Source organism: Kitasatospora sp. NPDC094015, assembly GCF_040304075.1.
In the GTDB taxonomy this organism is placed as follows: Bacteria; Actinomycetota; Actinomycetes; order Streptomycetales; family Streptomycetaceae; genus Kitasatospora.
In genome coordinates this window covers 103,461-116,698 of sequence record NZ_JBEOUL010000009.1, presented here as the reverse complement: position 1 = coordinate 116,698, position 13,238 = coordinate 103,461, and the positions used below count along the sequence as shown (strand labels likewise).

The following is a 13,238-nucleotide window of genomic DNA, read 5'->3' as shown; positions in this document are numbered from 1 at the left end:
GCCTGGTCAGGTGCCCCCCTGGACCAGGAGGTCGACGGTGACCGAGCAGGCGTCCCACACCCGCGGCGAGCCCGAGGTCGAGCTGCTCACCGAGACCATCGGTGAGCGGTTCGACCGCAGCGTGGCCGCCTTCCCCGGACGGGAGGCGCTGGTCGACGCGGTCACCGGCCGGCGCTGGACGTACGCCGAACTCGCCGCCGACGTCGACCGGGTGGCCCGCGGGCTGCGGGCCCGGGGCGTGCGCAAGGGCGACCGGGTCGGCATCTGGGCGACCAACTGCCCCGAGTGGGTGCTGGTCCAGTACGCCACCGCCCGGCTCGGCGCGGTGCTGGTGACCGTCAACCCGGCCTACCGCACCCACGAACTCGCCCACGCGCTGGCGCGGGCCGGCGTCTCGCTGCTGATCGCACTGCCCGACGACGACCCTGCGAGCAGCGTCCCCGCGGGCGGCGACCGGCGGACGACCGCCGCCGAGGCCGGCGCCGGCTGCCCGGCGCTGCGCGAGGTGCTGTGGATCGGCGGGCCCGCGTGGCACCGGCTGGACGGCCCCGAGCAGGACTTCCCGGCCCTGCACCCGGACGAGCCGATCACCGTCCAGTACACCTCGGGCACCACCGGCTCCCCCAAGGGCGCCACCCTCTCGCACCGCAGCATCCTGAACAACGGGCACTGCGTCGGCGCGCTGCTCGGCTACACCGAGCAGGACCGGATCTGCGTCCCGGTGCCCTTCTACCACTGCTTCGGCATGGTCCTCGGCAACCTGGCGGCGCTCAGCCACGGCGCCTGCGTGGTGATCCCGGCCCGCACCTTCGACCCGGCGGCCACCCTGCGCGCGGTCGCCACCGAGCGCGCCACCTCGCTCTACGGGGTGCCGACCATGTTCATCGCCGAACTCGGCCTGCCGGACTTCGCCGCGTACGACCTCTCCTCGCTGCGCACCGGGCTGACGGGCGCGACGCCCTGCCCGGTCGAGCTGATGAAGCGGGTGCGCAGCGACCTCGGGATGGCCGGGGTCGCCATCGCGTACGGGATGACCGAGACCTCGCCGGTGTCCACGCTGACCCGCGGCGACGACGACCTCGACCACCGCACCGGGACGGTCGGCCGGGTGCTGCCGCACCTGGAGGTCAAGGTGGCCGACCCGGCGAGCGGGCGCACCCTGCCGCGCGGCGCGGTCGGCGAGCTGTGCACGCGCGGCTACGCGGTGATGCTGGGCTACTGGGAGGAGCCGGAGCGCACCGCCGAGGCGGTCGACCGGGACGGCTGGATGCACACCGGCGACCTCGCCCTGATGCGCCCGGACGGCTACCTGGAGGTGGTCGGCCGGATCAAGGACATGATCATCCGGGGTGGGGAGAACGTCTACCCCCGGGAGGTCGAGGAGTACCTGCACACCCACCCCGGCGTGGCCGACGCCCAGGTGGTCGGGGTGCCGCACGAGCGCTACGGCGAGGAGGTCTTCGCCTTCGTGGTGCTGCGCGACCCGGCCGGCGGGCCGGCGCCCGAGGAGCTGACCGCGTACTGCCGGGACGGGCTGGCCCGCTACAAGGCGCCCCGGCACGTGCGGGTGGTCGACGCCTTCCCGATGACGGTCAGCGGCAAGGTGCGCAAGAACGAGCTGCGCGAGCTGGCGGCCCGGGAGCTCGGACGGTGAGCCCGGAAGGGTTACCCGGGCCGGGAGGAGCCCGCGGACCGTACCGTGTTCGACCGCCGCCCCGACCGTCATCTAACCTGGTGACGTGCTCATACTCGTCAGCCGTCGCCACGTGGACCTGCTCCGCGTCACGAGCATGTCCTGTCGACGCTCCGGCTGACCTTCTCCCCACCCTGCCCTCGGGGGCACACACCCTCCCCCGGCCCCGCCGTACCCGCCCGACCGGGCGCGTCGGCGGCAGCGTCCCCGGACACCTCCGGGCACCGCCGGGGCCTCGACACAGCGGATGTCACCCATGACACAGCAGTCCCAGACCACCGGTCTCCCCGTGATCGACCTGTCCCTCGCCGACGGCACCGAGGAGGACCGCGCCCGCCTGCACGACGCGCTCCGCGCGGCCGCCACCGAGGTCGGCTTCTTCCAGCTGACCGGACACGGCATAACCGCGGACGAGACCAAGGCCCTCACCACCGCCATGCGGGCGTTCTTCGACCTCCCCGAGGCCGACCGGCTGGCCGTGAGCAACCTCAACTCCCCGCACTTCCGCGGCTACACCCGCACCGGCGCCGAGCTCACCGGCGGCAGCCAGGACTGGCGCGACCAGCTGGACATCGGCGCCGAGCGCCCGCCGCACCTGCCCGGCCCCGGCGAGCAGCCGTACTGGTGGCTGGAGGGGCCCAACCAGTGGCCCGAGGGCCTGCCCGAGCTGCGCAGTGCCGCCCTGAGCTGGATCGACCGGCTCGGCGCGGTGGCCCACCGGCTGCTGCACGAGCTGCTCGGCTCGATCGGCGCCCGGCCCGACTTCTACGACGACGCCTTCGCCGGCCACCCGCACCTGCGGCTGAAGCTGGTCCGCTACCCGGGCACCGCCCCGGACGGCGCCGGGCAGGGCGTCGGCACCCACAAGGACTACGGCTTCATCACCCTGCTGCTGCAGGACACCGTGGGCGGGCTCCAGGTCGAGCGGCCGGACGGCTCCTTCCTGGAGGTGCCGCCGATGGAGGGCGCCTTCGTGGTCAACCTGGGCGAGCTGCTGGAGGTCGCCACCGACGGCTACCTCAAGGCGACCAGCCACCGGGTGATCAGCCCGGCCGGGGCGCGCGAGCGGTTCTCGGTGCCGTTCTTCTACAACCCCCGGCTGGACGCGCACATCGAGCCGCTGGACTTCCCGCACGCCCACCACGCCCCCGGCGCCACCCAGGACCCGTCCAACCCGCTGTTCGCCGAGTTCGGCCGCAACGAACTCAAGGGCTACCTGCGCGCCCACCCCGAGGTCACCCGCCGGCACCACGCCGACCTGCTCCCGCTGGCCGGCGCCTGAGCCACCACCGCGCGCCCCGGCCCCGTACGGGCGCCGGGGCGCGTCACCATTCGCGCCAGCGGCCGGTGATCTCCCAGCGGTCCAGCCCGTGGCGGGCGGTCAGCGCGTCCAGGTCCACCCCGGCACCGATCAGCGCGGAGTCGACGTAGTCGCACAACCGCTCGCGCTCGTCGGTCTCGTAACCGCCGCCGCCGTGCTCGTCGTTGACCGCGTTCAGGGCGAGCACCACCCGCTCGACCGCGCCGAGCACCTGCCCGTCCGAGGGCCCGGCGAAGCCGTCGAGCTCGGCCTCGAAGGCGGCCAGCACCTGGTCGGTGCGCAGCAGCAGCGAGTCGGGGAACAGCTGCCGCGCGTACGCCTCCCCGGGGCCGATCTCGCCCGCGGCGAGCGCCCGGACCTCCTCGGCACGGTGCTGCCGCCAGTACTCGGTGGGCCGCGGTGCCCGGTTCGCCGCGCTGCGCTCTGCCATGCCGGCACGCTAACCGCCGGCACCGACAGGCGGGCCGGCGCCGCGGCCTACCGGGCCGCCAGGCGGCCGCGGAGTGTGCGCAGGCGCCACGGGGTCAGCCGGAACGCCGTGAGTCCGGCGGCCGTGGTGACCGCGGCCAGCGTCCAGCCGGCGGCGTCGGAAGGTGGCCGGACCGTCCAGTCCCACCACAGCGCCCGGCCCTGCCCGTCCTCGCCGAGGTAGGTGAGCGGGAACACCGTGGCGACCGGCAGGATCCAGGCCAGTCGCGGGCCGAACACCCGGCCGGAGACCAGCGCCAGCCCCGTCCAGACCAGCAGCGCGCGGACCAGGACCACCGCCGTCCCCGGCCCGGAGACCGACAGTTCGACACCGCCGACCAGGAGCACCGTCGCGGCGTACATCGCGGCCAGCTGGAGCCCTTCGTAGCGGGCCAGGACCGCCGCGGCCGCGGTCTCCAGGTCCGCCATCCGGCTGTGCAGGCTCCCGGCCGTCAGGGCGGCGTACGCGATGGGCAGCTCGCGGCGCATCGGGAAACCGGCGCTGTGGGCAGCGTGCTGCAGGGGGAACGACAGCGTCAACGACCCGAAGGCCGCCTCGCAGCCGGCGACCACGGCGAGCAGCAGGGCGACGGGCGCGAGGTCGTGCGCGCGGGCGTGGCGCAGCGGCCCGGTCCACCACGGGGCGTCAACCGCAGTACGCACGGTGGATCACCTCACTGCGCTGCCCGGCCCAGGCGAGCTGCTCGGCATCCGTCCCGCGGACGACGTCGGCGACCGCGCCCAGGTCCACCGACGGCGGCCCCCCGTGCATGGTCGCGGGCATCGGACCGCCGTAGATCCGCATGGTCAGCCACATCATGAGTTCGCCCGACGCCCGGTAGAACTCGGGGGTGAAGGCGGAGACGGCCGGATCCGGGCAACCCTGGGGGCGGGAGGCCTCCATGATGTCGCCGGCCATGGTCTGCGCCGGGTCCCACATGTCGCCCTCGAGGACGTAGAAACCCTCCGGATCCCGGCTGCCACCACGGCCGAGCCCGAGTTCGGCGATCGGCCGGGCGGGGAGCGTGACCAGGGCCGTGGGCAGCTGCCGCATGCGGTCGGCCATCGCCTGCGCCCGGAGCAGCTGGTTGCGGTCCTCGGGCCAGAGGCAGATCGTCGGCGCCCCGGTGGTGCAGAGCGGCTGCGCCGGCGCGGCGCGGTCGACCTGGAGCGGAACCGTCACCGTCAGGGCGACGGTCACCACCACGAGCGCCGCGCCGAACGCGACGGCCGCCAGGGCGCGCCGGCCCGCGCTGCGGCCACCCGGCCTGCGCAGCCCGACGGCCCCGGCGAGGAGCAGTCCGGCGAGCGCGAGCCGCACGGCGAGCGCCGGCCAGGAGACCGTCCTGAACGGTGCGCCGTTGATGGCGAACAGCCCGAGCTGTTGGGGGCCGGCCGCCCACGCGATGACGATGAAGCCTCCGAGTCCGCAGGCCACCGGGGTGGCGAACCCACCGGGGAAGGTCCGGCCCGCGAGGTGGCCGGCGGCCGCGAACGACACCATCAGCGCCGCGCCGAGCAGCAGGTACCCGGGCCACAGGAAGCCCGGGCCGGCGGTCGGCAGGCTGACCCCGGCCGCGACCGCGGCGCCCAGCGCGTAGGCGAGGAGTCCGTAGGTGAGGGCCGCCGCGAGCTGCGCGAACTCGACCTGCGGACGAGGGCGGGCCGCAGCGGCGAGCTGGTCACGCAGGCCGTTGCGGCCCGTGCGGCCGGCCGCCCAGGCGGCGGCCGCCGCGAGCAGCGGTGCCAGGTAGAACGCCGGGATCTGGGCCTGCACGCTGGTCATCGGCCACTCGCCGATCCACCACCGGCCACGGCCGAAAATGGCGGCGAGGTCGAGCAGGACCAGCAGCGGGAACCACCACCGCAGCGGTGAGCGCCTGAGTTCGGTCCGGTACCCGATCACCGGCCGGCCCCCAGCACGCTGATGTACCCGCGCTCGAGGGCGGTGTCGCCCTGGGTCCCGGGGGACGCCAGCGCGGTCATCTCGGCGGGGGTGCCGCGGAACACGAACCGGCCCGCGGCCATGACGGCGACCTCCCGGCAGACCGCGGACACGTCCTCCACCAGGTGGGTGCTCAGCACGACGGCGGTGTCCTCGGCCAGTGACCTGATCAGCTCCCTGAACTCCAGGCGCTGGGCCGGGTCGAGTCCGACGGTGGGTTCGTCCAGCAGCACCAGGCGGGGCGAACCGACCAGGGCCGAGGCGATCCCGGCGCGCCGGAGCATGCCGCCGGACAGCGCCTTCATCCGCTCGTTCCGGCGGTCGGCGAGCCCGACCTGCTCGATCACCCGGAGGGAGTCCCGGTGCACCTGCCGGGCGGGCACCTCGCGCAGCCAGGCGCAGTAGGCGACGAAGTCGTGCACCGTGAACCCCGGGTGGTGGCCGAAGTCCTGCGGCAGGAACCCGATCTCCCGGCGGGCACGGCGTGCCGACCGCTCGGAGGTGATGCGGCGCCCGAGGATCTCGAGGGACCCGGCGCCGGGCGGTGCGATCGTCGCCAACGTCCGCAGCAGCGTGGTCTTCCCCGCCCCGTTGGGCCCGAGCAGCCCGAACGCCCCCACCCCGAGATCAAGGTCCAGGCCTTCGATGACCGTTCTTGCCCCGTACCCCTGGGTCAGGCCGGTGACGCGGACAACAGGATCCATCTCACTTCCCAGTGCCGGGTGGTGGGTGCGGTGCCGGTGCCGGCAACGGCCGTGGCCGAACCACCGATGCTACGACCTGACCGACCGTCGGGCAGGGTGTACGGGAAACCCTCGCCGGACCGGACACGACGGCCGTGTGCGACTGCTGGACCGGTGGTGACGGGCGGTGTCACACTGCTGGTGTCACAGTGCTGCTGCATCACGCTCCGAGGACCCACCCATGACGGCTACACCCCCGGCCACGCCGCCGCACCTCACCGTGGACGAGCTCGCGGCCAGGGCCGGGGTGACGGTGCGGACGTTGCGGTTCTACAGCGCGAAGGGGCTGCTGCCGCCGCCGGAGCTGGGGCCGCGGCGGGTCGGGCAGTACGGGCCGGAGCACCTGGGGCGGCTGGAGCTGATCGAGGAGCTCCAGCGGCAGGGCCTGACGCTGGCCGCGATCGAACGCTACCTGGCGCAACTGCCCGAGGACATCAGCTCGTTGGACCTGGCCATCCACCGCGCGCTGGTGGCGTCCTGGACCCCGGAGGCGGCCGAGGAGGCCACCCGGGCGCAGGTCGAGCGGCGGGCCGGACGGGCGCTCACCGACGCCGACCTGGACCGGCTGACCGCGATGGGGGCGCTGCACCGCACCGCGGACCCGGAGGCGTTCAAGGTCGACCCCGGACTGCTGCCGCTGGGTGTGCGGGTGCTGGACGTGCCGATCCCGCTGGAGACGCTGGTGGCGGCGCGGGCGGTGGTGCGGTTGCACAGCCGTGCGACCGCGCACGACCTGCAGCGGCTGTTCCGCGAGACGGTGTGGAAGCCGTACCGGGAGAGCGATCCGCCGGCGGAGGAGCTGGAGCGGATGAAGGAACTCACCGACCGGATCCAGCCGATGGTGGTGCAGGCCCTGGTGACCGCCTTCCAGCGCTCGCTCGCGGAGGAACTGGCGGCCCGGCGCACCACGGACTGAGCCGGCGCCACCTCAGGAGGCACCCGCAGGGGCGCGGGGAACTGCGCGCGACGGCAGGCCAGCCAGCTGCCACCCGAGCACCGACCCCGGCGGGCGGACAGCGGGGGTCGGTGTTCGCGCAGTTCCCCGCGCCCCTGAAGAACAACCCCCCAGGAGCGGAGACCGGTCAGTCGGTGAAGGTGCGGCCCTCGGTGGACATCCGGTCGAGGAGGGCGGGGGGCTGGAAGCGGTCGCCGTAGGTGGTGGCGAGTTCGCGGGCGCGGGCGGTGAAGCCGGGGACGCCGCCGGGGTAGCCGTTGATGTACTGGAGGACGCCGCCGGTCCAGGCCGGGAAGCCGATGCCGAGGATGGAGCCGATGTTGGCGTCGGCGACCGAGGTGAGGACGGACTCCTCCAGGCACCGCACGGAGTCCAGCGCCTCGGCGAAGAGCATCCGCTCCTTCATGTCCTCGAACGGGATCTCCGCGCCCGGCCGGGTGAAGTGCTCCCGCAGCCCCGGCCACAGCCGGGTGCGCCGTCCGTCCTGGTAGTCGTAGAAGCCCGCGCCGCCGCTGCGGCCGGGCCGCTCGAACTCGTCCAGCATCCGGTCCATCACCACGTCGGCCGGGTGCGCCGTCCAGCTGCCGCCGTCCTCCTCGATCGCCCGGCGGGCCTCGTTGCGGATCTTGCGGGGCAGGGTGAGGGTGAGCTCGTCGAGCAGCGAGAGCACCTTGGCCGGGTAGCCCGCCTGGGCGGCCGCCTGCTCGACGGAGACCGGGTCGAGGCCCTCGGCGACCATCGCCACGCCCTCGTTGATGAACTGCCCGATCACCCGGGAGGTGAAGAACCCGCGCGAGTCGTTGACCACGATCGGCGTCTTGTTGATCTGGCGGACCAGGTCGAAGGCGTGGGCCAGCGCCTCGTCCCCGGTCTGCGGGCCGCGGATGATCTCCACCAGCGGCATCTTGTCGACCGGCGAGAAGAAGTGCAGGCCGATGAAGTCGGCGGTGCGGGTGACGCCCTCGGCGAGCAGGCCGATCGGCAGGGTGGAGGTGTTGGAGCAGAGCAGCGCGTCCGGCGCGACGACCTCCTGCACCTCCTGGAAGACCTTGTGCTTGAGCTCCGGGTTCTCGAAGACCGCCTCGATCACGGTGTCGCAGCCGGCCAGGTCGGCGGCGTCCGCGGTCGGGGTGATCCGGGCGAGCAGGGCGTCGCGCTGCTCCGGGGTGGTGCGGCCGCGGGCCACCGCCTTGTCCAGCAGGCCCGCGGAGTAGGCCTTCCCGCGCTCGGCCGCCTCCACCGAGACGTCCTTGAGCAGCACCTCGATGCCGGCCCGCGCACAGGAGTAGGCGATGCCGGCGCCCATCATGCCGGCGCCGAGCACGGCCACCCGGCGGGCCGTACGGGGCTCGAAGCCCTTGGGCCGGCCGGCGCCGGAGTTGACGGCCTGCATGTCGAAGAAGAACGCCTGGATCATGTTCTTGGAGATCTGCCCGCAGGCCAGCTCGGTGAAGTACCGGGCCTCGATCTCCATCGCGGTGTCGACGTCGACCTGGCTGCTCTCCACCGCCGCGGCCAGGATGTTGCGCGGGGCCGGGTAGTCGGCGCCGGCCAGCTGCTTGCGCAGGTTGGCCGGGAAGGCCGGCAGGTTGGCGGCGAAGGCCGGGTTGCTCGGGGTGCCGCCGGGGATCTTGTACCCCTTGACGTCCCAGGGCTGGACCGCCTCCGGGTGGGCGTCCACGAAGGCGCGCGCCTTGGCGAGCATCTCCTCGGGGGTGGCGGCCAGTTCGTGCACCAGACCGGCTTCCAAGGCCTGCGCCGGACGGTACTGGCGGCCCTGCAGCAGCACCTTGAGCAGGGCGTCGGTGATGCCCATCAGCCGGACGGTGCGCACCACACCGCCGCCGCCGGGCAGCAGGCCGAGGGTGACCTCGGGCAGTCCGATCTTGCTGCCGGGGGCCTCCAGGGCGATCCGGTGGTGGCAGGCGAGCGCGATCTCCAGGCCGCCGCCGAGCGCCGCGCCGTTGATCGCGGCGACCACGGGCCGGCCCAGGGTCTCCAGGCCGCGCAGGGCGCGCTTGATCCGCATCGAGTTGGCGAACACCTGGTCGGCGTGCTCGGGCCGGGCGGCGGAGATCAGCCGCAGGTCGCCACCGGCGAAGAAGGTCTTCTTGGCCGAGGTGACGATCACCCCGCGCAAGCCTTCGGTCGCCTTCAGCCGCTCGACCGTCGCCTCCAGGGCGTCGGTGAAGGCCGCGTTCATGGTGTTGGCGGACTGGGCCGGGTCGTCCAGGACGAGGGTGACCACGCCGTCCTGGTCCTGCTCCCAGCGGATGGCAGTCGTGTTGCTCATGAGGTGGAGGTCTCCCGGAGTCAGATGCGCTCGATGACGGTGGCGACGCCCATGCCGCCGCCGACGCAGAGGGTGGCCAGGCCGTAGCGCAGGTCGCGGCGCTCCAGCTCGTCGATCAGGGTGCCGATCAGCATCGCGCCGGTCGCGCCGAGCGGGTGGCCGAGGGCGATCGCGCCGCCGTTGACGTTCACCTGGTCGTGGCGGAAGCCGAGTTCGCGGATGAACCGGAGCGCCACCGCGGCGAAGGCCTCGTTGATCTCGACCAGGTCGATGTCGGCGGCGGTCAGGCCGGCCTTGGCCAGCGCCTTGCGGGTGGCGGGGGCCGGGCCGGTGAGCATGATGGTGGGCTCGGAGCCGGAGACGGCGGCCGAGACGATCCGGGCCCGGGGGCGCAGCCCGTACCGCTCGCCGATCTCGCGGGAGCCGATCGCGACCAGGGCCGCGCCGTCCACGATGCCGGAGGAGTTGCCGGCGTGGTGGACGTGGTCGATGGACTCGACCCAGTGGTACTTCTGCAGCGCGACCGCGTCGAAGCCGCCGGCCTCGCCGATGGCGGCGAAGGAGGGCTTGAGGCCGGCCAGGGTCTCCACCGTCGTGCCGGGACGGATGAACTCGTCGCGGTCCAGCACCACCAGGCCGTTGCGGTCCTTGACCGGGATCACCGAGCGGTCGAAGTGGCCGTCGGCCTGGGCCTTGGCGGCGCGGGCCTGGGACTCGGCGGCGAAGGCGTCCACGTCGGTGCGGGACAGCCCTTCGAGGGTGGCGATCAGGTCGGCGCCGATGCCCTGCGGGACGAACCCGGTCTCGAAGCTGGTCATCGGGTCCATCGCCCAGGCGCCGCCGTCGGAGCCCATCTTGACCCGGGACATCGATTCGACGCCGCCGGCCAGGATGAGGTCCTCCCAGCCCGAACGGACCTTGGCGGCGGCCAGGTTGACGGCCTCCAGGCCGGACGCGCAGAAGCGGTTCTCCTGGACGCCGGCCACGGTGTCCGGCAGGCCGGCCGCGATGGCGGCGATCCGGGCGATGTCGGAGCCCTGGTCGCCGATCGGGCTGACCACGCCGAGCACGATGTCGTCGATCGCGGCCGGGTCCAACGAGGGGAACCGGGCCCGGAGTTCGTGGATCAGGCCGACCACCAGGTCGATCGGCTTGGTGCCGTGCAGCGAGCCGTTGGCCTTGCCTCGGCCGCGTGGGGTGCGGACAGCGTCGTAGACGTACGCTTCGGTGGTCACGGTGGGTGCCTTTCCGGGAAGTGGTCAGCCGAGGAGGGAGCGGCCGATGATCTCTTTCATGATCTCGGTGGCGCCGCCGTAGATGGTCTGGATCCGCCCGTCGGTGAACGCCCGGGCGACCGGGAACTCGCTCATGTAGCCGTAGCCCCCGTGCAGTTGGAGGCAGCGGTCGGCGGTGCGCTTCTGCAGTTCGGTCGCCCACCACTTGGCCATCGAGGCGTCCACCGGGGTGAGCGCGTAGCGGTTGTGCTCGGTGATGCAGCGGTCGACGAAGGTGCGGGTCACGGCGCACTCGGTGGCCAGCTCGGCGATCTCGAAGCGGACGTGCTGGAGCTTGGCCAGCGGCCGGCCGAAGGCGGTGCGCTGCTTGACGTACTCGGTGGTGAGCTCGACCAGGTGCTCGGCCCCGGCGATCGCGGCGACCGCGATCGCCAGCCGCTCCTGGGCGAGGTTGCGCATCAGGTGGAGGAAGCCCTGGTGCTCCTCGCCGATCAGGTTCTCCTTGGGGACCCGGACGTCGGTGAAGAACAGCTCGGCGGTGTCCTGGGACTTCTGGCCGATCTTGTCGAGGTTGCGGCCGCGCTCGAAGCCGGCCGCCCCGCGCTCGACCGCCAGCAGGCTGAGGCCGTGCGCGCCGCCCTCCGGGGTGGTGCGGGCGACCACGATCACCAGGTCGGACAGGATGCCGTTGGAGATGAAGGTCTTGCTGCCGTTGAGCAGGTAGTGGTCGCCCCGGTCGACCGCCGTGGTCCGGACGGCCTGCAGGTCGGAGCCGGTGCCGGGTTCGGTCATCGCGATCGCGGTGATCAGCTCGCCGCTGCAGAAGCCCGGCAGCCAGCGCCGCTTCTGCTCCTCGGTGGTGAGCCCGGTGAGGTACGGGCCGATGATGTCGTTGTGCAGGCCGAGCGCCAGGCCGCTGACCCCGGCCCGGGTGAACTCCTCGGCCAGCACGGCCGGGTAGCGGAAGTCGGGGTCGCCGCCACCGCCGTACTCCTCCGGGACGGCCATCCCGAGCAGGCCCTGCCGGCCGGCCGCCAGCCAGGCGCTGCGGTCGACGATGCCGGCCTGCTCCCAGCGGTCGTAGTGCGGCAGCACCTCCTTGGCGAGGAAGGCCTTCACGGTCTCCCGGAACGCCTCGTGCTCCACGGCGTACAGCTCTCGTCGCACCTCGGTCGGTCCTCTCAGCCAGCGGTCTCGGGGGCGGTCTCGGGGGCGGGCATCGGTACCTGCCAGTCCGCGGCCACCTCGGCGGTGTGCTCGCCCGGACGGCTGGGCGGGCGGCGCAGCGTGCCGGGGGTCGCGGAGAAGCGCGGGGCGGGCGCGGGCTGGGTGATGCCCTGGTGGGTGGTGTACGTGGCGCGGGCCGCCAGGTGCGGGTGCTCGGCGGCCTGCCGGAGCGTGAGGACCGGCGCCACGCAGGCGTCCGTGCCCTCGAAGACGGCGGTCCACTCGGCCTGGGTGCGCTCGGCGAAGCGCTCGGCGATCCGGGTGCGCAGCTCGGGCCAGCGGGCCGGGTCGTACTGGGCGGGGGCGTCCGGGCCGAGCTCCAGCAGGGCGGCGAACTCGGCGTAGAACTGCGGCTCCAGGGCCCCGACGGCCATGTGGCGGCCGTCGGCGGTGCGGTAGGTGTCGTACCAGGGGGCGCCGCCGTCCAGCAGGTTGACGCCGCGCCGGTCCTGCCACTGGCCGGCGGCGAGCAGGCCCCAGAGGATCGAGGTGAGGTGGGCGGTGCCGTCCACGATGGCGGCGTCGACCACCTGGCCCTGGCCGGTGCGCTCGGCGTGGCGCAGGGCGGCGAGCAGGCCGACCACCAGGTAGAGCGAGCCGCCCGCGTAGTCGCCGAGCAGGTTGGCCGGGACGGCGGGCGGGCCGTCGGGCGGGCCGATCAGGCCGAGGGCGCCGGTGGTGGCGGTGTAGCCGATGTCGTGGCCGGCCCGGGCGGCCAGCGGGCCGCTCTGGCCCCAGCCCGTCATCCGGCCGTAGACCAGGGCGGGGTTGCGGGCCAGGCAGGCCTCGGGGCCGACGCCGAGCCGCTCGGCGACGCCGGGGCGGTAGCCCTCGATCAGCAGGTCGGCCCGGGCGGCCAGGTCGAGCACCAGGCCGGGGCCGGTCGGGCTCTTCAGGTCGACCAGCACCGAGCGCTTGTTGCGGTTGGTGAGGTCGAAGGCCGGGTCGGGCCCGATCGGGGGCGGGCCCGGGCGGTCCACCCGGACCACGTCGGCGCCCAGGTCGGCGAGGAGCATGGCGGCGAACGGGCCGGGCCCGATCCCGGCCAGCTCCAGCACCCGCAGGCCGGCCAGCGGGCCCGGGGAGCCCGCTGCGGCGGCGGTGGTGGTCGCGGCCATCGTTCGGCCTCCCGGGTCCGGCGCCGGGGCGCGGTGGGACGGGTCGGGGTTGGACGGGTCGGGGTTGGACGGGTCGGGGTGCGGCAGGTTTGACAGTGAAGCTGTCACAGTCGTGATGATAGGCAGTTGACCCGCCGGTAACAAGGGTCGCACCCCCGCCACCGGACCCTCCGTGCGAACCGCGCCGGGCGGGCGGATTCCGAGGCGGACGCCGGCGCCGAGCGGCGCACCCGCGAACCG

The 13,238-nt window shown here is 73.9% G+C and carries 11 protein-coding genes; 3 read left to right on the top strand and 8 right to left on the bottom strand.

Annotation, left to right across the window (positions count from 1 at the left end; all coding sequences use genetic code 11):
* Window positions 1-37: 37 nt before the first annotated feature.
* Together ABT014_RS14280 and ABT014_RS14275 are read left to right on the top strand one after the other, a co-directional pair.
* Entirely contained in the window at window positions 38-1,654 is a 1,617-nt protein-coding gene (locus tag ABT014_RS14280) for an AMP-binding protein (protein WP_350639014.1), read from the top strand.
* 295 nt (window positions 1,655-1,949) lie between these two features.
* On the top strand, window positions 1,950-2,975 hold the full coding sequence (locus tag ABT014_RS14275) for an isopenicillin N synthase family dioxygenase (RefSeq protein ID WP_350639013.1): 1,026 nt from the start codon (window positions 1,950-1,952) through the stop codon (window positions 2,973-2,975).
* Window positions 2,976-3,018: 43 nt separating this feature from the next.
* Here the strand turns inward: ABT014_RS14275 and ABT014_RS14270 are convergent, their stop codons facing one another.
* From ABT014_RS14270 to ABT014_RS14255, 4 genes are read right to left on the bottom strand one after another with little or no spacing between them, the layout of a single operon-like run.
* Window positions 3,019-3,444 (bottom strand): hypothetical protein, encoded by a 426-nt coding sequence (locus ABT014_RS14270; RefSeq protein ID WP_350639012.1) that lies wholly within the window; start codon window positions 3,442-3,444, stop codon window positions 3,019-3,021.
* Window positions 3,445-3,491: 47 nt separating this feature from the next.
* A complete protein-coding gene (locus tag ABT014_RS14265; RefSeq protein ID WP_350639011.1) occupies window positions 3,492-4,145 on the bottom strand; it encodes a hypothetical protein in 654 nt (217 codons plus the stop codon).
* A complete protein-coding gene (locus tag ABT014_RS14260) occupies window positions 4,129-5,388 on the bottom strand; it encodes a hypothetical protein (protein ID WP_350639010.1) in 1,260 nt (419 codons plus the stop codon). Before ABT014_RS14260 ends, ABT014_RS14265 begins: the two co-directional genes overlap by 17 nt.
* Window positions 5,385-6,131 (bottom strand): ATP-binding cassette domain-containing protein, encoded by a 747-nt coding sequence (locus tag ABT014_RS14255; protein WP_350639009.1) that lies wholly within the window; start codon window positions 6,129-6,131, stop codon window positions 5,385-5,387. The genes ABT014_RS14260 and ABT014_RS14255 overlap by 4 nt, the downstream gene beginning before the upstream one ends.
* 220 nt (window positions 6,132-6,351) lie before the next feature.
* Between ABT014_RS14255 and ABT014_RS14250 the strand changes: the two genes are divergently transcribed.
* Window positions 6,352-7,086: a MerR family transcriptional regulator gene (locus ABT014_RS14250; RefSeq protein ID WP_350639008.1), complete on the top strand. Its 735-nt coding sequence runs from the start codon at window positions 6,352-6,354 to the stop codon at window positions 7,084-7,086.
* 166 nt (window positions 7,087-7,252) lie between these two features.
* On the opposite strand, the gene ABT014_RS14245 is transcribed toward ABT014_RS14250, so the two are convergent.
* The 4 genes from ABT014_RS14245 to ABT014_RS14230 are packed head-to-tail and all read right to left on the bottom strand — an operon-like array spanning window position 7,253 to window position 12,998.
* Window positions 7,253-9,418 carry a 3-hydroxyacyl-CoA dehydrogenase NAD-binding domain-containing protein gene (locus ABT014_RS14245; RefSeq protein ID WP_350639007.1) on the bottom strand — a complete coding sequence of 722 codons (2,166 nt, stop codon included), beginning with the start codon at window positions 9,416-9,418 and terminating at the stop codon, window positions 7,253-7,255.
* Between the two features lie 20 nt (window positions 9,419-9,438).
* On the bottom strand, window positions 9,439-10,653 hold the full coding sequence (locus tag ABT014_RS14240) for an acetyl-CoA C-acetyltransferase (RefSeq protein WP_350639006.1): 1,215 nt from the start codon (window positions 10,651-10,653) through the stop codon (window positions 9,439-9,441).
* 24 nt (window positions 10,654-10,677) lie between these two features.
* Entirely contained in the window at window positions 10,678-11,820 is a 1,143-nt protein-coding gene (locus ABT014_RS14235) for an acyl-CoA dehydrogenase family protein (RefSeq protein WP_350639005.1), read from the bottom strand.
* A 14-nt stretch (window positions 11,821-11,834) separates the two neighbouring features.
* Window positions 11,835-12,998: a CaiB/BaiF CoA transferase family protein gene (locus tag ABT014_RS14230; protein ID WP_350639004.1), complete on the bottom strand. Its 1,164-nt coding sequence runs from the start codon at window positions 12,996-12,998 to the stop codon at window positions 11,835-11,837.
* Between the last annotated feature and the right edge of the window lie 240 nt (window positions 12,999-13,238).

Excerpts from the sequence above, each read along its gene's own strand:
- ABT014_RS14275 (WP_350639013.1), top strand. The coding sequence starts at position 1,950 with ATGACACAGCAGTCCCAGACCACCGGTCTCCCCGTGATCGACCTGTCC.
- ABT014_RS14270 (WP_350639012.1), bottom strand. The coding sequence starts at position 3,444 with ATGGCAGAGCGCAGCGCGGCGAACCGGGCACCGCGGCCCACCGAGTAC.
- ABT014_RS14255 (WP_350639009.1), bottom strand. The coding sequence starts at position 6,131 with ATGGATCCTGTTGTCCGCGTCACCGGCCTGACCCAGGGGTACGGGGCA.
- ABT014_RS14250 (WP_350639008.1), top strand. The coding sequence starts at position 6,352 with ATGACGGCTACACCCCCGGCCACGCCGCCGCACCTCACCGTGGACGAG.
- ABT014_RS14245 (WP_350639007.1), bottom strand. The coding sequence starts at position 9,418 with ATGAGCAACACGACTGCCATCCGCTGGGAGCAGGACCAGGACGGCGTG.
- ABT014_RS14230 (WP_350639004.1), bottom strand. The coding sequence starts at position 12,998 with ATGGCCGCGACCACCACCGCCGCCGCAGCGGGCTCCCCGGGCCCGCTG.